This is a genomic window from Arenibacter echinorum (genome assembly GCF_003259375.1).
Classification (GTDB): domain Bacteria; phylum Bacteroidota; class Bacteroidia; order Flavobacteriales; family Flavobacteriaceae; genus Arenibacter; species Arenibacter echinorum.
On record NZ_QLLN01000003.1, the window covers coordinates 538,892 to 560,045 of the forward strand.

Here is a 21,154-nt window from a genome sequence, read left to right on the forward strand (position 1 = left end):
CTGATATACTTTTTAAAATGTATTAATTAATGGTTAATTGGGATAATTCCCTAAGGGATTACTCCAAGAATAGCCTATATTTGCACAAATTGATTATTTTTTATGGATTTTACCAACCCCCTGGTATACGGAGTTCCTTGTTTTATAGCCTTTATTCTATTGGAACTTACTTATAGCAAGACACATGGCGACGATCATCTATATGATTGGAAAGATTTGGCCGCAAGCGGCTTTATGGGTGTTGGCTCCGCCATTATTGCACCTTTGATCAAGGTAGTATCCGCCATTGTAATATTTGAATTTACCTATGAATTGTTCAACCCGATTACAGACGGGGTTAGAACCAACATTCTTGGATACGAATCTTTTGGATATGCATGGTATGTTTGGCTTCTTTGCCAACTAGCGGACGATTTTACATATTATTGGTTTCACAGGGCCAATCATGAAGTACGTATTTTATGGGCTGCCCATATTGTACACCATTCCTCTGACAATTTTAATTTAGGGACTGCCGTACGTAACGGGTGGTTCACTATTTTATACAAGCCCCTCTTTTATATGTGGCTTCCCGCCATAGGTTTCCCCCCAGAAATGGTCGTTGTATGTTTGGGAATCGAAGCTTTGTGGCAATTTCAATTACATTCGGTCTATATCCCAAAGATGGGATTCATTGAAAAAATATTCAACACCCACACTATGCACCAAGTACACCACGCTCAAAATGTGGAATATCTGGACAAAAATCACGGTGGATTTTTGAATATTTTCGATAAAATATTTGGAACCTGGAAAGAACTGGATGATGATGTCGATGTGAAATACGGGGTTATTCACGCACCCAACTCTCACAATCCGGTAGTTATCCTAACCCACGAGTTCAAGGATATCTATAAGGATGTTAAGAAATCGAAAAAACTATCACACGCCTTAATGTATATTTTTGGCCCTCCAGGATGGAGTCCTGACGGAAGCACTCTTACTGTAAAACAGCAACAGCGGCTGTTTAAGAAGCAAAAGACTGCAAATCCTGAAGTAGCCTTTAGTCGACCCAATTAACACATATTACATCATTACACCTCACGGACAAACCGCGTTCAACCATTTGATTAATGGCACTAATGCACGCCTATAATTGATTTTAAGAGCAAGAATACAAACCTTATCATCAAAACGTGTTGAGCAACTAAGGAAACATTTCCCAATACTAGTGTAATCTTGTTCAATAACAAATAAGTCTTCTAGCACAACTTATCGGATCATTCCACCCCTTCAAATACCTCCGTTACAATAATAATTTCAATACCAGTATTTACTCTTTTCTAAACGGTAAAGACCAAATTCTACGTGTTTCTTTTTTTCATCGATCTACAAATGAAACAACATCACTAAAAAAAGAATCCACCAGAAACAAGTCCCTTATTCCTTTACTTCCGAAGGCTTAACCTTGTTCTTTTGCATTCGGATATTGAGAAATTCCACAAATAAGGAGAAGGCAATGGCAAAATAAAGGTAGCCTTTAGGAATAGCACCCACTTCATTGCCGAAGAATTTAGCGTGACTTAAATGCGCTGACTCCATAATTAACATAAACCCGATAAGAATCAAAAAAGAAAGTGCCAGAATCTGCATAGATGGGTGGGCACTAATAAATTGTCGTATTGGATTAGCAAAGACCATCATGATAATAATAGAAATAACAACAGCTATGATCATTAGCAATAATGCATCCCCTGGCTTGTTGCCTATACCATTGGTCATACCCACCGCAGTTAGGATGGAATCTATAGAGAAAATAAAGTCGATCAGGATAATCTGTACAATAGCACTGGACAAGCTGGTAATCCCCTTAGCACTAACTTGATTCTCATCATGGTCGGGCATTTCTATTTTTTCATGAATCTCGGAAGTACTTTTATACAACAGGAAAAGTCCCCCAAAGAACAAGATCAAGGCTTGACCACTAATCCCCATGTAAACCCAGGAGCTCTCTATATAGAAAAACGGATTTTTAAGTCCGATTAAGAAGGAAACGGCAAACAACAATATAATCCTTTGCACCATAGCCAAAAGCAGCCCCAGATTAGTTGCTTTTGCCTGTAATTTTCGCGGCAGCTTGTTGGCAATTATGGATATAAAGATAATGTTGTCTATTCCGAGGACAATTTCCAAAAAAGTTAGGGTAATCAAAGCCACCCATGCATCCGGAGTCGATAAGATTTCAAACATAGTTACTGTATTTTAATTGCGGTTCCTGTGGATTTTTTGGTACTGCCCACAACGTTATATTCAAATGTATACGAATTATCGCTAGTGAACAAAATCTTCATATGAATTGATTTTTCTTCTGCCATGTTCTTGGGATGTAGTTTCTTAACGATATACTCGCAATCATTTATCCACCTAACTGAAGAGGTATCCACTTTCTCTTGGAAATAGTCCAATTCAATACTGTCGTTCCTAACAAATGTTGTAGTTAGTTCTTCCCCGTTGATCTGCGCATTAAAGGAAAATTTTCCGGTTTTAAAATCGGCGCAATTGCGTTCAGGTTGATAACAAGAGCATACCACCAGCATGAGCAGTATTACCCCAAAAGTCATGTTTTTTGTCATGCCACAAAATAAAGAAATTTGATGCTGAAATCACTCAAAAAACAAATAATTCAACTTCCTTTTTCCGAATAAGATTTAAAACTTCCGTCAGAATAAAATATAATAACTTTATCTATGGCCTGAGTCCGTGGTATGGTATCACCAGGCACTTCACTCTTGACCACTACTTTGGACTCCACCTGCATGTCAGGGGAGACCTTGGCCTTCTTAGGAAAAGAACCCTTACCAAACAACAGCCAATACAGATCAACCTCAGGAAAGGAGGCAACAACCTTAAGTACAAATTCCAAACTGGGTTTGTTTCTGCCGGCTAAAAGATGGGAGATACTAGATCGCTGAACACCTATTGTATCCGCAAACACAGAAGCGGATAAATCATGGAACTTCAAAATTTGATCTATTCTATTTATAAAATCAGCAGTGTTCACAATTGTAAATTTTAATTACAAAAGTAATTATTTTACGCAAGATTCTAAACATAAACATCAACTATAATTGCAATATATATTAATCTAAAACTTTAAATAACTATAGTATATAAATTGACTGGTAGTAAAATGTAATTTCATAATAGACAAAGCATATTTCACGGTCAAATGCCCAAAACCTTTCCATAATCTACTGTTATAAACAACTTATCATTGTTTACATTTGTAAATTATATAATTTACAAATGTAATTTATTTTGAAGTTACCTTTGCACGGTTCAAACAAAACTAGAGTCTTGCGCATGCCATTAAATTATAAGGATATAAAGGAATTAACGATAAAAGGCAGATACGTTACCGATAAGGACATTGACCCATTTCTAAATAATGTGGCCAAAGATTTTACAATTCAATCCGAAGGATTATCGGTAAAAGGACTATCTATAAAAAGTATAGTACTGGGTAAAGGGGAATTGAAAATTTTGATGTGGTCCCAAATGCACGGGAACGAATCCACTACTACAAAAGCTGTTTTGGATTTAATAAATTATTTAAAATCGGATTCAGATCTGGCCAGGTTCATCTTAATGGAGTGCACCCTTAAAATTGTCCCCTTATTAAATCCGGATGGAGCTATGGCATACACTAGGGTCAATGCAAACGGCGTAGATTTAAACAGGGATGCTCAGGATCGAACCCAACCCGAAAGCATGGTGTTAAGAAAAATATACGAAGATTTTAAACCCGATTATTGTTTCAACCTACATGACCAACGTACTATTTTTAATGTGGGAAATACCCCAAAACCCGCAACAGTTTCTTTTTTGGCTCCTGCCCATGACCCTGAAAGAAGTATCTCCAAAACCAGAGGAATTAGCATGCAGTTGATTGTGGCAATGAACGAAGAATTGCAAAAGTTCATTCCGGGCCAGGTAGGGAGATATGATGACGGGTTTAACAGCAACTGCGTTGGCGATACATTTCAAATGTTGAATATACCCACCATATTATTTGAGTCGGGTCATTTTCCTGGAGATTATGACAGGGAAGAAACAAGAAAATATATTTTTACTGCTATGCTCAAAGCCATTGAGGTAATTTCAAAGCGAACCATTGACCAATACAACAGGGATTCCTATTTTGATATTCCTGACAACAACAAATTATTTTTTGATATAATAATAAGGAATATCCACCTTCTTGATTCCAAGTATGAGCTGGGCAATAGTGCAGCTATCCAATTTGTAGAAACTTTGGTTAATGGGAAGATTGAATTTAAAGGCAAATTGGAAGAAATAGGGAATGTAGGAGGCAAATTTGGTCACAAATCGTATAATTGCCTATATTCTAAGGACTTAAAGGAGCTTAAAAACAATTCCTACCTGATGGACCTACTCCGAGCTACTGGAATATTTTTTCAAAAAATCTAAAAAAGTTACGGTTTTCATAAAAAAATGATAGATTCATTACATTTAATTCGATATTTTATTATTTTTGCATTTAAATTAAACACTAATGGGTAAAGTAAAATTAGACGAAATAGACCACCAAATTCTGGACATGTTAATTGACAATACCAGAACACCGTTTACCGATATAGCAAAAAAGCTTCTGATATCCGCAGGAACTGTTCATGTTCGTGTAAAGAAAATGGAGGAAGCTGGCATTATCAAGGGATCATCACTAACATTGGATTATGTTAAACTTGGGTATGCCTTTATAGCCTACGTTGGAATATTTTTGGAAAAAACGCATCAGACGAAGTTTGTGTTGGAGCGATTAAATCAAATTCCAAATGTTACTGTAGCCCATATTACCACAGGGAAATTTAATATCTTCTGTAAAATACGGGCAAAGGACACCAATCATGCTAAAAATATTATTTTTAAAATAGATGATATTGATGGTATCGATAGGACAGAGACCATGATTTCATTGGAAGAAAGCATCAACGACAAAAAACGTCTTATGCACACCATCTTCAACGAAATGTAATTGTTTTTTAAACACAAGAAATGTAAAAAGTCCCAAGCAGTTTTTGTTTGGGACTTTTTGTTTTTAAACGGATAAAAACAAGCAAAACTTATTTTGCCTATTGCAAACTTTTATAATTTATTAAATGAAAAAATCCAATTTACCCAAAGAGGCGTACGACGAGTTTTATGTAACTTATTTATCCGTATTGGACGATAGGGAATTAAAGGTCCTATTGGCGACTGGAAAAACGGAGTTTGCAGAGTTCATTAAAAATATTCCGGAAGAAAAATTACATAGTACCTACGAAATAGGTAAATGGACCATTGCAGAAGTAATTTTACATATTATTGATGCTGAGCGCGTTTTTCAATATAGGGCCCTGCGCTTCCTGCGAAATGACAAAACACCTTTGCCTGGTTTTGACCAAGACTTATTTGTTAAGCATTCCAATGCGAATTCTAGGACCAAGGATAGCCTAATTGCCGAATTTAATGCAGTTAGAGAGACATCTATCACCCTATTCCATAATTTGGAGAATGAAGATCTTAACCGTACCGGAACAGCCAGCAATATTGAATGGACCGTAGGAACACTTGGATTGGTAATCTGTGGACATCTAAAACACCATCAACAGATTATTGCCACTAGATATCTGTAAGCTTAATCCAATTTAGATTCTTCTTCTTCGTGGTTTAATTCCAGTTCCATTTCACCTGAAGGAGATTCGAATGTTTCGGTTTCCGGCTGATCATCCAATTCCTTTTCCATATTATCCTCAAAATTTGAAATAAAACTGGCCAGACTTTTACTGATCTTTACAAGGTATATAGTATCCTCTGTTTTTACTTCCACGGCTTCAATAATTTCTCCATGGACGTTCTTAAACATAATAATATCCTCATCGCCATAGCCATAGGGATACATTTCTATTAGGCGTGCAGCCACTTCATGACTCAGTTTTTTGTAATCTACAAGTTTACGTAACATAGCAGGTGGTTTATCCCCAAAAAAATAGGGCGGTTATTTACACTACCTAAACTATATAATATTCTCTACCAACCCTATAAAGAGTTGTAAAAGCGGTAATATTAGTATACGTATCCTTTATTCAGCGTAGTAAGCAAAGGCTTGTTCCAGTAAATCCGGGCTTACTTTTATGTCTATCGCCGGTTCACCTATTTTTTTCAACAAAACAAAATTGACATTACCGTGAGAGTTTTTCTTGTCAAATTTCAATAAGGTGAGAATGGTATCGATATCCTTCTTTTCAAAATCTACTTTTTTGTACCTCCCTAGAAAGGTTGCCTTAATATCCTCCAAGTCATTCTTGCTTAGCCCAGTCAATTTATGGGAAAGATAGCCTTCCAATATCATTCCAACGGCAATAGCCTCACCATGCAATAGCAGCTCATGTTCCTTGCTTTCCAAGAAATATGATTCTACGGCATGTCCTAAGGTATGTCCGTAATTTAGGATTTTTCTTAGATGTTGTTCTGTGGGGTCCTGTTGTACAACTTCATTTTTAATGGCCACAGATCTAAGGATATATTCATCCAAATTGTCAAAACCTGTAAGACCTTTTAAGATCTCCCAATAGGCTGCATCGGTAATAAGGCCATGCTTGAGCATTTCGGCATAACCACTGTTCAATTGTCTTTGGTCCAATGTATCTAGAAAATCGGTATCCACCACTACTATTTGGGGTTGATTAATAACTCCTACCTGATTCTTCAAGGGGCCAAGATCAACTCCGGTTTTCCCCCCAACGGAGGCATCAACCATGGACAAGAGGGTAGTGGGTACGTTGATAAAATCTATCCCTCTTTTAAAACAGGATGCTACAAAGCCTCCAAGATCCGTAACTACACCACCACCAAGGTTTATCATTGCACTTTTTCGGTCCGCATCCAATTCGGACAAAACTTCCCAGACCTGTGTACAGGTGGCTATATTTTTATTGATTTCACCCTGTTCTATTTCTATAATCTCAAAATCATATTCACCTTCAATTTTCGACATAAAAATAGGCAGACAGCAATTATGGGTATTTTGATCTACCAGTATAAATATTTTGGAGTAATTCGATTTTGCCAAATGACTATTAAGGGCTACATAGGCCTTTTCATTAAAATGAACAGAGTAGGTGGGTGTCGTAATAGAATTCATTATTGATTTATTTACGGCAAAATAAACATTATTTTATATGATAAGAATATAAAATCTGTACTTATATTTGATTCCTTAATAAATTCATAGGAATGAAGGAAATTTTTGAGGATACGGCAACCGCATTTGCACTTAAAACCGACTCAGAATTAGAAAGGGCATATTTTTTATTCAAACTTATAGCAAACGAACCCCTGGTTAAAATAGGTACTGCTGTAACCAACTTTGCCATTAAGGCACACTTACCTGTTGAAAAACTTATCCGGGCCAGTGTTTTTGATCATTTCTGTGGCGGGGTAAACGAGGAAGAGTGTTTGGTGGTAGCCGACAAAATGTTCAAAAAGGGGGTAAGCACTATTTTGGATTATTCCGTGGAAGGGCAAGAAGTGGAGAATCAACTGGATTCCTGTTATGAAAAAGCCTTGAAAACCTTGGATTTTATTAAAGAAAATGCCGCTATACCTTTCATTGTATTTAAACCCACCGGTTTTGGACGTTTTAAACTTTATCAAAAGATAACGGAAGGCCAGAGCCTTAATAAAGATGAAAAAGAAGAATGGGCACGCGTTGTGAATAGGTACGACAAGGTCTGCAAAAAAGCTCATGACCTGGAAGTATCTATTTTGATCGATGGTGAGGAAAGCTGGATGCAGGGAGCAGCAGATAAACTGGTCGAAGCAATGATGCGGAAATACAACCAAAAGAAAGCCATTGTTTTCAACACCTTACAAACCTATAGATGGGATCGGTTGGACTATCTAAAAAGACTCCATAAGGACGCCATAGAAAACAATTATTTTATTGGGATGAAAGTAGTCCGAGGGGCCTATATGGAAAAAGAAAACGACAGGGCCGAGGAAAAGGGTTATCCATCCCCGATCTGTGCATCCAAAAAAGACACCGACGAAAATTTTGACAATGTAGTGGCCTATATGGTGGATAATTTGGATACCATGTCCCTGTTCGCGGGAACCCACAATGAGATAAGTAGCTACCGTTTAATGGAACAAATGGAGGCCGGAAATATTCAGCACAACGACCCTAGAATTTGGTTTGGACAACTTTATGGCATGAGTGACCATATATCATTTAATCTGGCAAAAGAGGGATACAATGTAGCGAAATACCTGCCTTTTGGGCCGGTCAAGGACGTTATGCCCTATCTAATAAGACGGGCGGAGGAGAATACCTCGGTGGCGGGTCAAACCAGTAGGGAACTCACCTTGTTGAAAAAAGAACGGAAGCGAAGAAAAATTTAAAAAGCCACAGTCTCTATGACAGCCTTTTCAGAACAATTTTTCACTTTCAAAATCGCTGCTTTATCTTTCACCATACCCTCAATATAATAAGTTTTACAAGGCGTGGTCTTGGTTTCGCTCTTGCCAAAGTCCACCTCTCCGTTATATAAAAAACCATTTATATCGGTACTGTCCAATTCCTTTTGGCGGATTAGTTGGCCAATGGCGTCCGAATAGGAAATTTGCTTGGACCTAATATCCTTTAGCGTCCTACAATTTGGGAAATAACAGAATTCGGTACCCGTTTCCTGAGATTTTTTCTTTAAAAAAATTGTTAAAAAAACTAGTCCTATAGACAATCCCACTAAAAAGAAGCCCAAGCGCTTTATAAATGCCATAAACTAAAAAATAAGAAAATTAATATCGCTGTAAGAGAGATCGAACCACTCTCCAACAGATTTATTGGTCAGGATACCATGATATAGATATAGACCATTGCGCAGACCCTTATCAAATCGCAAAGCATTTTCAAAACCGCCATCTTCCCCAATCTTTAACAAATACGGAGTAAAAATATTACTTATGGAAATGGATGCTGTTTTTGGATATCTTGAAGGAATATTGGGCACTCCGTAATGCAATACCCCATTCTTAATCAATATAGGTTTATCATGGGTTGTAACCTCACTGGATTCAAAACACCCGCCCATATCGATACTCACGTCGATAATTACTGCCCCTTTCTTCATTTGCTCCATCATAGTAGTACTTACTACAACTGGGGACCGATCTTTGCCGCGGGTAGCGCCAATGGCCACATCGCAACGCTTCAATGCCTTCAATAAATTTTTGGGCTGTATGGTAGAGGTGTAAACGGTCTGTCTTAAATTGGTCTGGATACTTCGTAATTTGGTAATGGAATTATCAAAAACCTTTACATTGGCCCCTAGTCCTATAGCTGATCTGGCCGCAAATTCACCCACAGTGCCAGCTCCAATAATCACCACCTCCACCGGGGGAACACCACTTATATTTCCAAACATAAGTCCATTGCCATTGTTGGTGGCAGCCATAATTTCAGCAGCGATCAAAACTGAAGATATCCCCGCTATTTCACTCAATGAGCGCACCGCTGGATATTTACCATCGTCGTCCCTAATATATTCGAAAGCAATGGCAGTAATCCTCTTTTTGGCCAGTTCCTCAAAATACTTCTTACTTTGGGTCTTGATCTGCAGGGCGGAAATGATGGTCGATTGCGGATTGATAAACTGGATTTCCTGCAAGGTTGCAGGCTCTACCTTTAAAATAATTGGACAGGCAAAAACTTTCTTGGTATCCCTTGTTATTTCGCCCCCGGCATTAGTATAATCCACATCGGAATAATTGGCACCATCACCAGCTCCGGATTCAATTAGAATCCTGTGCCCATTGGCCGTAATTGCATTTACGGCGTCAGGGGTAAGACAAATTCTCTTTTCCTGGTATTGGTTTTCTTTTGGAATCCCAATAAAAAGCTCTCCTTTTTGTCTTAGGATTTCCAAAGTCTCTTCTTGGGGCAGTAATTGCTGCTTGCTAAACGGTGAGGAATGTTGGCTCATATGCTGTAAATCTGTCAGATATATACCGATATGTATCGAAGCTATCTAAAATCAAAATTACAATAATTTTTCTTTTGCCATTTCGTCTTTTTGTAGACGCTCTTTTTCTTTAAGTTCTTTTTCCTTATAAGCCTTTAATTCACGGTCCATGGCCTCCAAATCAATACCTAGAACATGCTTGTCAAACAACTTTAGACGAATAAAATAAACAAAGGGCATTATGACAATCATTATAGGCAGCAACCAAAATATTTCTACCTCGTCTATAAACCGATCTTCATAAATAAGGGACACAACCTGAAAAACATACATGGCTATTGGAATCAACAACACGTGATACCACCAGTGTTTACAGGTAAAAAACCATAAGACCAAGAGCAATAGGGGTACAAATTTGGCCATAAACAGCCACATTACGGTAATAATACTTAACTGATATTTACTTTCATACGTGTAAAAATAAAGATTCAATGTACTACCGGAAGGGAAGAACTTATAGGAATAAAATATTAAGGGGGTCAAGGCAACGATAACCGCCACAATACTTCCAATCAGAAGACTTCTCGACTTTTTAGTTTTGTTGCTTTGGTCGAGTTTGCGGAACGGTTTGAACATTTTGGTCAATTGGGTAATTGTTTACTCCTATTATAACAAAAAAAAAGGGCTTCTAGTATATAGATGCCCTTCTAAATATGCAAAATATGCCTTAACCGTTCTTAGGCACTTTTACCTTCAAAATGTCTATACCGTTCGCTGGTACCTTAATTTTTAATATGTCGATATTTTGTTCGTATAATGAATCGTCTTCAGCAGTGCTGTTAGGGGTACAGGAGAAACTCATTAATGAAATACTTGCCGCAAGGGCAAAGCCTAGGGTAACTTTTTTAATCTTCATGGTTTTTAAATTTTAAGTTCGATAAAGGGGTTTACTATAAAAACAAAAATATAAAAAAAAACCACATAGCATGCATTACATCGATGAAATCACGCATTTTATCGGAACCGATCAGATTTGCTCCTTTGTCCTATGTATACAAGTGGGTCAACAGCAATGTGGAATTTACCTTGACTATAGTTCCTAAGGTTGAAAAACCATACTAAATAGCAACTATATAAGTGATAGTTGGCGGGTTTTTTCGTCCAGGATTTCTATTCTAATTTCAGTTCTATTAGCAGGAAGTAATCCTTCTATTTTTTCTGGCCATTCCATAAAAATCCATTTATCACTACTAAGGTATTCTTCCAAGCCAATATCCCAGGCTTCGGATTCGTCATTTAAACGGTAAAAGTCGAAATGATACCCCAACAACTCCCCATTCTCCCTATGGTATTCGTTTACAATACCAAAAGTTGGACTGCTTGTTGAGCCACCACCTTCCAATTCTTTCACCAAGGCTTTAATCAATGTAGTCTTACCTGCCCCCATCTCCCCATAAAAACAAAGTGTTTTTGAAGGAACCTTGGCAATCAACTGTTGGGCCACATTGGATATTTGGGAAATGTTATAGGAAATAGTCATTTTAAAAAATTAAAATTTGCGCAAGTTAAATCCTATTCCCCATTTATTAAAATAGAAGTTCTATTTGTGTCTTGGAAACTACGATTACCTTGGTTCCAAAACCACAAAAGGAATTATCATTTCCTCCATTGACACCCCACCGTGCTGATAGGTATTCCTATAATAACTAACATAGTGGTTATAATTGTTGGGATAGGCAAAGAACAGATCATTTTTAGCAAATATATATGAACTACTAACATTTATATTGGGCAAGAATATTTTCTTTGGATCTTTTGCTTCCAGCACATCCTTTTCCTCATAAGTCAGGCTCCGTCCCGTTTTGTAACGGAGATTTAGACTCGTTTCCTTATCACCGATTACCTTGGAAGGCTGTTTAACATTAATGGTGCCGTGGTCTGTAGTAATGATCAATTTTAATCCCAGCCCCTGTGCTTGCTGTATAATTTCCAGTAAGGGAGAGTTTTTAAACCAACTCTGTGTAAGGGAACGGTAGGCCTTATCATTGGCCGCCAATTCCTTAACCACATCCATTTCCGTTTTGGAGTGGGAAAGCATGTCCACAAAATTGTAAACTATTACCGTAAGATCGTTGTCCTTCTGGGACCTGAAATTTTGGGAAAGGTGTTTCCCTTGTTTCAAGCTGCTAATTTTATGGTATTCCCATTTCAATTCCAGCCCCAACCGCTTTAGCTGGGCCTCTAGGAACTCCGCTTCAAAAAGATTCTTGCCGCCTTCCTCGGTATCATTTCTCCACCATTGTGGATATTTTTTTTCCATATCCAATGGCGTAAGCCCTGAGAAGATGGCATTCCTTGCATATTGGGTAGCCGTAGGCAAAATACTGAAATACGGCACTTCTTTGCGTTTCCTATAAAAAGAATTTAAGGTGTCTTCAAAAGCTAACCACTGATCGTATCGCAAATTGTCTATGACCACCAATAATGTTTTGTTATCCTTCAATTCTGGTTTAACCAATTGCCCAAAGAGGGTGTGGGACATAATGGGACCATCTTTATCGATAAACCAACTGGGATAATTTTTTTCCACAAATTTTCCAAACTGCTGGTTCGCCTCCGTTTTTTGTGACTCCAATATTTCAAACATTCCGGAATCCTCTATTTCCTCCAATCTCAATTCCCAGGAGATAAGCTTTTTATATAGTTCCGCCCATTCCTCATAGCTGTTTACCATAGATAATTCCATGGCAATTTTCCGGAATTCCTGCTGATAGTTGGCGGTAGTCTTTTCTGAGACCAGTCGAGAATGGTCCAGGTTCTTTTTTAGGGAAAGTAGAATTTGATTGGGATTTACCGGCTTAATTAAATAATCCGCTATTTTGGAACCAATTGCCTCCTCCATAATCAACTCCTCCTCACTTTTGGTTATCATAACCACTGGAAGCGAATTATTGATCACCTTTATTTCGTTCAATGTTTCCAAGCCGGAAATGCCGGGCATGTTTTCATCCAAAAAAACAATATCTACATGTGTTTCCTTTAATTCATCCAAAGCCTCCCGGCCACTTAGACATGTAATAACTTTATAATTCTTGCCTTCTAAAAATAAGATGTGGGGTTTTAATAAATCTATTTCATCATCTACCCAAAGTATTGTTATCTTGTTCATTTAGTCCTTATATTTGCCTGCGTAAAGAATTCTGGTTTTGATAAAATCAAATAAGCTCAAAATTTTCAATGATCCAATTTACGGATTTATCGGAATACCCAATGCACTAATCTTTAATCTAATTGCTGAACCCTATTTTCAGCGCTTAAGGAGAATCTCCCAAATGGGGTTATCCTATTTAGTTTATCCAGGTGCCCACCATACCCGTTTCCACCATGCTTTGGGAAGCATGCACCTAATGCAACAGGCCATTCAGGTCCTGCGCTTTAAATCCATCGAAATCACAAGGGAAGAGGAGGACGGACTCTTGTGTGCCATATTATTGCATGATATTGGACACGGCCCTTTTTCACACGCCATGGAGCACAGCATTGTGGAAGGAGTTAATCATGAACATATATCCTTACTGTTCATGGAGGCCCTCAACAAAAAATATAAAGGAAAATTAAATACGGCCATTGACATTTTTAAAGGGCAATATCCAAGGAAATTTTTAAACCAATTGGTCTCCAGTCAACTCGATATGGACAGGATGGATTATTTAAAAAGGGATAGTTTCTACACTGGCGTTGCCGAAGGTAATATAAATTCAGAAAGGCTCCTTACCATGTTAAATGTTCTAAATGGAGAGTTGGTGATAGAGGAGAAGGGGATATATTCGGTCGAAAAATTCCTGATGGCGAGACGCTTTATGTATTGGCAAGTTTATTTGCACAAAACCGGATTGGTAGCTGAACAGCTTTTGATAAAAATATTGCAAAGGGCCAAAGAATTGTTGGCCAAGGGTGAAAATGTTCAATTTAACGGTGCCCTCAAGTTCTTTATGGAAAATAAAATTCCTAAAGAAGAATTTTCCCAGGATAAGCTGGAATTGTTTGCCCAATTGGATGATGTAGATATTTTATGGGCCATCAAAAGTTGGCAAGATCATGACGATTTTGTGTTGTCAAAACTATGTAAAATGATCATTAATCGTAGGTTGCTACACGTAAAACTGAAGAACAAGCCTATTAATAAAGATAAACTGAACAGACACTTTTTAAGCTTCAAAAACAAACATCAATTAACGGATGAAGAAACGGCCTATTTTGTGTTTTCCGGGGAGATTAAAAACCAGGCGTATAACTCCAAAAGTCAGAATATAAACATTCTGCGTGGTAATGGTAGAATTACGGATGTAGCCAAGGCCTCCGATCAACAATATTTGAAAACGCTGTCCAAGACCGTTACCAAATATTATATGTGCTATCCTAAAGTTTCCGTTTAACTATTTTTCTTACTTTTGTCCACATGATATTTACAGCAAGCCAAATCGCGGGTATATTGGAAGGGGATGTTGAGGGCAATCCAGAGATAGCTGTACATAAATTAGCGAAGATAGAAGAAGGTGAAAAAGGAGCACTTACGTTTCTGGCCAACCCAAAATACACCTCGTTTATTTATACTACAAAAGCATCTATAACCATTGTAAACAGGGACTTTGTTCCTGATCATCATTTGGAAACCACCTTGATAAAAGTGGATGATGCCTACAAGTCCTTTTCCAAACTTTTGGAATATTACAATCAAGTTAAAAATAACAAAGTCGGCATTGAGGAACCTGTTTTTAGATCGGATACCGCTACACACGGCACTGATTTTTATTTAGGAGCCTTTTCCTATTTGGGCAATAACGTGAAGATTGGGGACAATGTAAAAATATATCCCAATGTCTATATAGGTGACAACGTTTCCATAGGCAATAATGTGGTCATCTTTGCAGGGGCCAAAATATATTCCGAAACCCTTATCGGCAACAATTGTGTGGTTCATAGTGGAGTTGTTTTGGGAGCAGATGGATTTGGATTTGCTCCTTCAGAAAATGGAGAATATATAACTGTTCCACAGACAGGAAACGTGATTCTTGAAGACAATGTAGATATAGGGGCGGGTACCACCATTGATCGTGCCACCTTGGGCTCTACCATTTTGAGGAAAGGAGTAAAATTGGACAATCAAATTCAGATAGCCCACAATGTAGAAATCGGGGAACATACCGTAATTGCCGCGCAGACCGGGATAGCCGGATCCACTAAAATTGGAAAGTACTGCAAAATAGGGGGACAAGTAGGTATTGTTGGTCATATTATAATAGGGGACAGGGTGAAAATACAGGCCCAGTCCGGTATTGGAAGAAATGTTAAGGATGATGAAATATTGCAGGGCTCCCCAGCATTGAATTATGGGGATTACAATAAATCCTATGTACATTTTAAAAATCTGCCCAAAATAGTAAATAGATTAGAACACATTGAAAAAAAGGATTGACGGTGAGTAATACAACTACAAAACAACGGACAATTGCAAAGGAAATTACACTAAAAGGTGTAGGATTGCATACAGGGGAAAATGTAACATTGAAGTTTGTTCCTGCCCCTGAAAATTTTGGTTATGCTTTTAAGCGTGTGGATCTGGAAGGTGAACCCATCATAGAAGCAGATGCCAATTATGTAGTAAATACCCAACGGGGTACCAATCTGGAAAAACGCGGGGTAAAGATTCAAACCTCAGAGCATGTCTTGGCCGCCTTGGTAGGCTTGGAAATAGACAATGTCCTTATAGAGTTGAATGCCCCTGAACCTCCAATTATGGACGGGTCATCCAAGTATTTCGTAGCAGCACTTGAAGAGGCAGGAATCGTTGAGCAGAACGCCTTGCGGGATGAGTTTGTAGTAAAGGACGTTATATCATACAAAGATGAGGAAACCGGTAGTGAAATCACTATTATCCCATCGGATACCTACCAGATAACTACCATGGTAGATTTTGGCACCAAAGTGCTTGGCACCCAAAATGCCACTTTGGAGAATTTAAGCGAGTTTAAGTCGGAAATAGCGGACGCCAGAACTTTTAGTTTTTTACACGAACTTGAAATGTTGTTGGAAAACGGCTTGATAAAAGGTGGCGATTTAAATAACGCAATTGTCTATGTGGACAAAGAGATTTCCGATTCAACTATGAAAAAGTTGGAAAAGGCTTTTAACAAGAAGAAATTATCGGTAAAGCCCAACGGAATATTGGACAACCTAACGTTGCACCAGCCCAATGAAGCTGCCAGACATAAGCTATTGGATGTTATTGGTGATCTTGCCTTGACCGGAACAAGGATAAGAGGGAAGGTAATTGCCAATAAGCCTGGACATTTTGTGAATACACAGTTCGCCAAAAAATTGTCCAAAATCATTAAAATGGAAAAGAGGAACCATGTACCTCAATATGATTTAAACAAACCGCCTCTGATGGATATCCATCAAATTATGGACATGTTGCCCCACAGACCTCCTTTCTTGCTTATAGACAGGATATTGGAACTGTCCGACCAACATGTGGTAGGAATGAAGAATGTGACCATGAACGAACCATTTTTTGTGGGTCACTTCCCCGGAGCTCCTGTTATGCCCGGAGTACTTCAGGTTGAAGCAATGGCGCAAACTGGAGGTATATTGGTTCTGAGTACCGTTCCAGATCCCGAAAATTACCTTACACTTTTCATGAAAATTGATAATGTAAAGTTTAAGCAAAAGGTACTTCCCGGAGATACCCTAATTTTCCACTGTAGTTTAATTACACCTATTAGAAGAGGTATATGTCACATGCAGGCCTATGCCTACGCCAATAGTAAATTGGTATGCGAAGCTGAAATGATGGCTCAAATAGTTAAAAAGAAATAAGAAGGATGAATCAACCACTGGCTTACATTCACCCTGGAGCTAAAATTTCCAAAAATGTTGTAGTAGAACCATTTACAACTATTCACAATAACGTAGTAATTGGAGATGGTACATGGATAGGTTCCAATGTTACCATTATGGAAGGGGCACGTATAGGAAAAAATTGTAATATTTTCCCGGGCGCCGTCATATCTGCACCACCTCAGGACCTAAAGTATGAAGGCGAAGAAACCACGGTCATAATCGGTAACAACACCACTATAAGGGAATGCGCTACCATACACAAGGGCACATCCGATAGGATGAAAACGGTAATTGGGGATAATTGTCTTATAATGGCTTATTGTCATGTTGCGCATGATTGTCTGGTAGGCAACAATTGCATTTTTTCCAACAATTCCACTTTGGCCGGACACGTAACCATTGGGGATAATGTAATATTGGCCGGCTTGGTAGCCGTACATCAATTTGTATCCATTGGTCGCCACGCCTTTGTAACTGGCGGTTCTTTGGTAAGGAAAGATGTACCTCCATTTGTAAAAGCGGCGCGGGAACCCTTATCTTACGTAGGTATAAATTCCGTAGGATTGAGAAGAAGAAACTTTGATTCCGATAAAATCCGGGAGATACAGAATATTTATCGAATACTATATCAAAAGAATTATAATAATACCCAGGCTGTTCAAATTATTGAAGCAGAAATGGAGGCTACTCCTGAAAGGGATGAAATTTTACAATTTATAAGGGATTCCCAAAGAGGAATCATGAAAGGTTATTTCAGTACTAATTAGAATTTTATGGCATCAACATCAGATATTAGAAAAGGATTGTGCATTAGGTACAATAACGACATTTACAAAATAATTGAATTTCTACATGTAAAACCGGGAAAGGGTCCTGCTTTCGTAAGGACCAAACTTAAAAGTGTAAGTTCTGGCAAAGTACTGGACAATACATTTTCCGGAGGATCAAAAATTGAGGATGTACGCGTAGAAACCCGCTCCTATCAGTTTTTGTATGCGGAGGGCGAAAACTACCACTTTATGAACACGGACGACTATAACCAAATTACACTTCAAGAAAGCTCTTTGGACGCGCCAGATTTATTGAAGGAGGGCGAAGTGGTGACCATACTTTTCAACACAGAGGACAGCATGCCACTTTCTGTAGATATGCCCGCAAGTGTTATTTTAGAGGTTACTTATGCCGAACCAGGAGTAAAAGGCAATACGGCGACCAATGCAACCAAACCTGCCAAAGTTGAAACAGGAGCCACTATAAACGTTCCTTTGTTTATCAATGAAGGCGATAAAATAAAAATTGACACGGAAAAAGGCGCTTATATGGAGCGTGTAAAGGAATAATACAGTTTACAATACGCTTTTAGCTGCTTAATGGCATAAGATTCTTATTATGAAATTTCCATCTCCTTATACGCTTAACCAGATTGCGACCATAATCAACGCTAAATATGTGGGTCACGATGATTTTCCTGTGTTGGGCATGAACGAAATCCATGTTGTGGAGCCAGGTGATATCGTTTTTGTAGATCATCCCAAATACTACGATAAAGCTCTAAGTTGTGCAGCTTCCATTGTTTTGATCAATAAAAAAGTGGACTGCCCTGAGGGGAAGGCTTTATTAATTTCAGACGACCCATTTAGAGATTTTAACATCCTCACTCTTTTTTTCAAGCCTTTTTTAAAGGCCCAAAACAACATTTCCAGTTCGGCCAAAATTGGTAAGGATACTATAGTACAACCCAATTGCTTTATTGGAAACAACGTAGTAATAGGGGATAACTGTCTTATTCATTCTAACGTATCCATTTACGACAATTGTGTAATAGGAAACTATGTTACCATTCATTCCGGATCGGTATTGGGGTCGGACGCCTTTTATTATAAAAAAAGACCTGAAGGATATGACAAATTGATCTCTGGCGGAAGGGTCGTTATTGAAGACAACGTGGACATAGGTGCTCTTTGCACTATAGATAAGGGTGTTACAGGCGATACCACTATAAAAAAAGGTACAAAGTTGGACAACCAAGTGCAAGTGGGCCATGATACGGTAATTGGGGAGAAATGCCTAATAGCCTCCCAAACCGGTATTGCGGGTTGCGTCATCATCGAAGATGAAGTTACCTTATGGGGACAAGTTGGCGTAACAAGTGCTGCTACCATTGGAAAAAATGCAATGGTTAGTGCACAATCAGGAGTTTCAAAATCGCTCGAAGGAGGAAAAAAATATTTTGGTAGCCCGGCGGAGGAAATGAGGGAAAAATTGAAAGAGCTGGCTTATGTTAAGCAAATCCCTTTCATATTAAAAAAATTAGAAAAATAAATATGCAGGAGAATAGTTTAGAATTCCTTTTCAAAACTTTATTTTTGCAAGAATCATTTAAACCAAATATATAATGAGCGTTTTAGTAAATAAAGATTCCAAAATTATTGTTCAAGGTTTTACAGGTAGCGAAGGTACTTTTCATGCTGAACAGATGATCGAATACGGCACCAATGTGGTTGGTGGGGTAACACCGGGAAAAGGTGGGCAAGAGCATTTGGGAAAACCTGTATTCAATACAGTTGAAGAAGCCGTTCAAAAAGTTGGGGCCGATACCACCATCATTTTTGTACCACCAGCTTTTGCTGCAGATGCAATTATGGAAGCTGCTAGCGCTGGAATCAAGGTAATAATTACAATTACAGAAGGTATTCCCGTAGCCGATATGGTGAAGGTATATGACTATATTAAACATATGGACTGCCGATTGGTAGGTCCAAACTGTCCAGGAGTAATTACTCCAGGAGAAGCCAAGGTAGGTATTATGCCAGGCTTCGTCTTTAAAAAGGGAACTGTAGGAATTGTTTCCAAATCAGGAACTTTAACCTATGAGGCCGCAGATCAGGTCGTACGCCAGGGTCTTGGGATTACCACTGCTATCGGAATTGGTGGGGATCCAATAATTGGCACTACTACAAAAGAAGCTGTGGAGTTATTGATCAATGATCCGGAAACCACATGTGTGGTAATGATCGGTGAAATAGGTGGACAATTGGAAGCTGATGCCGCTCAATGGTATAAGGCAAGCGGAAGCAAGAAACCAATCGTTGGATTTATTGCAGGTGAAACAGCTCCAGCAGGAAGAACTATGGGGCATGCCGGTGCTATAGTGGGTGGTAGTGATGATACGGCCCAAGCCAAAAAAAGAATTATGAGGGAATGTGGTATCCACGTTGTTGATTCTCCTGCCGAAATTGGTTTAAAAGTAAAACAAGTATTGGGATAACCCCCACATTCAATAAATTTAATTCCGTTTATACTGTGCCGATTAGCTCGGAATTTTTCAGGATAAGCGGGATTTTTTTTGCCTCGAATTAGCACGATCTTAAAATTTTATACCAGCATTTAGGGTAAAAATTTTAAAACAGCTAAAACATAACTTATATTTGATTATCAACTAAGAAACTAAAAACAGATGAAGTTACTAGAAGGAAAAAATGCAATAATCACCGGAGCAAGCAGGGGAATAGGAACCGGAATAGCGCAAGTTTTTGCAAAACACGGTGCCAATGTTGCCTTTACATATAGTTCCAGTGAAGCCCCGGCTTTGGCCTTGGAAAAAGAGTTGAGTGCCTATGGAATAAAAGCTAAGGCATATAAAAGTAATGCGGCCAGTTTTGAGGATTCAGAAAAATTGGTATCCCAAGTATTGGAAGATTTTGGAGGTGTAATCGATATTCTGATCAATAATGCCGGTATTACCAAAGACAATCTATTAATGAGAATGAGCGAAGATGATTTTGATTCTGTCATAGAAATAAATTTAAAATCGGTTTTTAATATGACAAAGGCCGTTCAGCGAACCATGCTCAAACAAAGAAATGGCTCTATCATAAATATGAGCAGTGTGGTAGGGGTAAAAGGTAACGCGGGCCAGGCTAACTATGCTGCGTCCAAAGCCGGAATGATCGGGTTTACAAAATCCATTGCCTTGGAACTTGGTTCTAGAAATATAAGATGCAATGCTATTGCACCAGGCTTCATTGAAACAGAAATGACAGATAAGTTGGATGCCAAAGTAGTACAGGGATGGAGAGATGGAATTCCATTAAAAAGAGGGGGTCAACCAGAAGATGTTGCCAATGCCTGTCTGTTTTTAGCTTCGGACCTCTCGGCCTATATTACGGGACAAGTTTTAAATGTTGATGGCGGAATGCTCACCTAGGTGTAATTTTTGGCCAGATAGGCCTTGAACTAGCTGTAAAAAT

The 21,154-nt window shown here is 38.4% G+C and carries 24 protein-coding genes; 13 read left to right on the top strand and 11 right to left on the bottom strand.

Annotated elements, in window-relative coordinates:
- Positions 1 to 102 precede the first annotated feature (102 nt).
- Positions 103 to 1,059: a sterol desaturase family protein gene (locus LV92_RS09415; RefSeq protein ID WP_111623390.1), complete on the top strand. Its 957-nt coding sequence runs from the start codon at positions 103 to 105 to the stop codon at positions 1,057 to 1,059.
- Positions 1,060 to 1,419: 360 nt separating this feature from the next.
- Here LV92_RS09415 and LV92_RS09420 read toward each other — a convergent pair whose 3' ends face one another.
- The 3 genes from LV92_RS09420 to LV92_RS09430 are packed head-to-tail and all read right to left on the bottom strand — an operon-like array spanning position 1,420 to position 3,043.
- Positions 1,420 to 2,229, bottom strand: coding sequence for a TerC family protein (locus LV92_RS09420; RefSeq protein WP_111623391.1), 810 nt, complete (start codon positions 2,227 to 2,229; stop codon positions 1,420 to 1,422).
- Positions 2,230 to 2,231: 2 nt separating this feature from the next.
- On the bottom strand, positions 2,232 to 2,612 hold the full coding sequence (locus tag LV92_RS09425) for a DNA topoisomerase IV (RefSeq protein ID WP_211322954.1): 381 nt from the start codon (positions 2,610 to 2,612) through the stop codon (positions 2,232 to 2,234).
- 50 nt (positions 2,613 to 2,662) lie between these two features.
- Complete coding sequence (locus LV92_RS09430) at positions 2,663 to 3,043, bottom strand: helix-turn-helix transcriptional regulator (RefSeq protein ID WP_111623392.1); 381 nt, start codon at positions 3,041 to 3,043, stop codon at positions 2,663 to 2,665.
- Positions 3,044 to 3,342: 299 nt separating this feature from the next.
- Between LV92_RS09430 and LV92_RS09435 the strand changes: the two genes are divergently transcribed.
- From LV92_RS09435 to LV92_RS09445, 3 genes are all read left to right on the top strand, one after another.
- Positions 3,343 to 4,470, top strand: coding sequence for a M14 family metallopeptidase (locus LV92_RS09435; protein ID WP_111623393.1), 1,128 nt, complete (start codon positions 3,343 to 3,345; stop codon positions 4,468 to 4,470).
- An 85-nt stretch (positions 4,471 to 4,555) separates the two neighbouring features.
- Complete coding sequence (locus LV92_RS09440; protein WP_031444145.1) at positions 4,556 to 5,035, top strand: Lrp/AsnC family transcriptional regulator; 480 nt, start codon at positions 4,556 to 4,558, stop codon at positions 5,033 to 5,035.
- Positions 5,036 to 5,159: 124 nt separating this feature from the next.
- Positions 5,160 to 5,675: a DinB family protein gene (locus LV92_RS09445; protein WP_111623394.1), complete on the top strand. Its 516-nt coding sequence runs from the start codon at positions 5,160 to 5,162 to the stop codon at positions 5,673 to 5,675.
- Positions 5,676 to 5,677: 2 nt separating this feature from the next.
- On the opposite strand, the gene LV92_RS09450 is transcribed toward LV92_RS09445, so the two are convergent.
- Positions 5,678 to 6,004: a hypothetical protein gene (locus tag LV92_RS09450; protein ID WP_111623395.1), complete on the bottom strand. Its 327-nt coding sequence runs from the start codon at positions 6,002 to 6,004 to the stop codon at positions 5,678 to 5,680.
- A 117-nt stretch (positions 6,005 to 6,121) separates the two neighbouring features.
- Entirely contained in the window at positions 6,122 to 7,183 is a 1,062-nt protein-coding gene (aroB, locus tag LV92_RS09455; protein ID WP_111623396.1) for a 3-dehydroquinate synthase, read from the bottom strand.
- 92 nt (positions 7,184 to 7,275) lie between these two features.
- Here aroB and LV92_RS09460 point away from each other — a divergent pair, with 92 nt between their 5' ends.
- Positions 7,276 to 8,442 carry a proline dehydrogenase family protein gene (locus tag LV92_RS09460; protein ID WP_111623397.1) on the top strand — a complete coding sequence of 389 codons (1,167 nt, stop codon included), beginning with the start codon at positions 7,276 to 7,278 and terminating at the stop codon, positions 8,440 to 8,442.
- Here the strand turns inward: LV92_RS09460 and LV92_RS09465 are convergent.
- The 6 genes from LV92_RS09465 to porX form a co-directional block, all read right to left on the bottom strand.
- Positions 8,439 to 8,819, bottom strand: a complete 381-nt coding sequence (locus LV92_RS09465) for a DUF4258 domain-containing protein (RefSeq protein ID WP_111623398.1) — start codon at positions 8,817 to 8,819, stop codon at positions 8,439 to 8,441. The two genes, LV92_RS09460 and LV92_RS09465, sit on opposite strands and share 4 nt — an antisense overlap.
- A 3-nt stretch (positions 8,820 to 8,822) precedes the next feature.
- Positions 8,823 to 10,022, bottom strand: coding sequence for an alanine dehydrogenase (locus tag LV92_RS09470; protein ID WP_111623399.1), 1,200 nt, complete (start codon positions 10,020 to 10,022; stop codon positions 8,823 to 8,825).
- A 57-nt stretch (positions 10,023 to 10,079) separates the two neighbouring features.
- Positions 10,080 to 10,637: a hypothetical protein gene (locus tag LV92_RS09475; protein ID WP_111623400.1), complete on the bottom strand. Its 558-nt coding sequence runs from the start codon at positions 10,635 to 10,637 to the stop codon at positions 10,080 to 10,082.
- Between the two features lie 91 nt (positions 10,638 to 10,728).
- On the bottom strand, positions 10,729 to 10,917 hold the full coding sequence (locus LV92_RS09480; RefSeq protein WP_111623401.1) for a hypothetical protein: 189 nt from the start codon (positions 10,915 to 10,917) through the stop codon (positions 10,729 to 10,731).
- A 213-nt stretch (positions 10,918 to 11,130) separates the two neighbouring features.
- Positions 11,131 to 11,541 (bottom strand): tRNA (adenosine(37)-N6)-threonylcarbamoyltransferase complex ATPase subunit type 1 TsaE, encoded by a 411-nt coding sequence (gene tsaE, locus LV92_RS09485; RefSeq protein WP_111623402.1) that lies wholly within the window; start codon positions 11,539 to 11,541, stop codon positions 11,131 to 11,133.
- Positions 11,542 to 11,625: 84 nt separating this feature from the next.
- Positions 11,626 to 13,170: a T9SS response regulator signal transducer PorX gene (gene porX / locus LV92_RS09490; RefSeq protein ID WP_111623403.1), complete on the bottom strand. Its 1,545-nt coding sequence runs from the start codon at positions 13,168 to 13,170 to the stop codon at positions 11,626 to 11,628.
- 37 nt (positions 13,171 to 13,207) lie between these two features.
- On the opposite strand from porX, the gene LV92_RS09495 reads away from it, so the two are divergent.
- The 8 genes from LV92_RS09495 (at position 13,208) to fabG (ending at position 21,111) form a co-directional block, all read left to right on the top strand.
- The gene (locus LV92_RS09495; RefSeq protein WP_111623404.1) at positions 13,208 to 14,437 is read left to right on the top strand and encodes an HD domain-containing protein; all 1,230 of its coding nucleotides are present in this window, start codon (positions 13,208 to 13,210) and stop codon (positions 14,435 to 14,437) included.
- A gap of 23 nt (positions 14,438 to 14,460) precedes the next feature.
- Positions 14,461 to 15,477, top strand: coding sequence for a UDP-3-O-(3-hydroxymyristoyl)glucosamine N-acyltransferase (gene lpxD / locus LV92_RS09500; RefSeq protein WP_111623405.1), 1,017 nt, complete (start codon positions 14,461 to 14,463; stop codon positions 15,475 to 15,477).
- 2 nt (positions 15,478 to 15,479) lie between these two features.
- Positions 15,480 to 16,880 carry a bifunctional UDP-3-O-[3-hydroxymyristoyl] N-acetylglucosamine deacetylase/3-hydroxyacyl-ACP dehydratase gene (locus LV92_RS09505; protein WP_111623617.1) on the top strand — a complete coding sequence of 467 codons (1,401 nt, stop codon included), beginning with the start codon at positions 15,480 to 15,482 and terminating at the stop codon, positions 16,878 to 16,880.
- Positions 16,881 to 16,885: 5 nt separating this feature from the next.
- Complete coding sequence (lpxA, locus tag LV92_RS09510) at positions 16,886 to 17,671, top strand: acyl-ACP--UDP-N-acetylglucosamine O-acyltransferase (protein WP_111623406.1); 786 nt, start codon at positions 16,886 to 16,888, stop codon at positions 17,669 to 17,671.
- Between the two features lie 6 nt (positions 17,672 to 17,677).
- A complete protein-coding gene (efp, locus tag LV92_RS09515) occupies positions 17,678 to 18,244 on the top strand; it encodes an elongation factor P (protein ID WP_111623407.1) in 567 nt (188 codons plus the stop codon).
- Between the two features lie 49 nt (positions 18,245 to 18,293).
- Positions 18,294 to 19,226, top strand: a complete 933-nt coding sequence (locus LV92_RS09520) for a UDP-3-O-(3-hydroxymyristoyl)glucosamine N-acyltransferase (RefSeq protein ID WP_111623408.1) — start codon at positions 18,294 to 18,296, stop codon at positions 19,224 to 19,226.
- A 73-nt stretch (positions 19,227 to 19,299) separates the two neighbouring features.
- Positions 19,300 to 20,172, top strand: coding sequence for a succinate--CoA ligase subunit alpha (gene sucD, locus LV92_RS09525; protein WP_031444162.1), 873 nt, complete (start codon positions 19,300 to 19,302; stop codon positions 20,170 to 20,172).
- Between the two features lie 189 nt (positions 20,173 to 20,361).
- Positions 20,362 to 21,111 (top strand): 3-oxoacyl-[acyl-carrier-protein] reductase, encoded by a 750-nt coding sequence (gene fabG / locus LV92_RS09530; RefSeq protein ID WP_111623409.1) that lies wholly within the window; start codon positions 20,362 to 20,364, stop codon positions 21,109 to 21,111.
- The last annotated feature ends 43 nt before the right edge of the window (positions 21,112 to 21,154 follow it).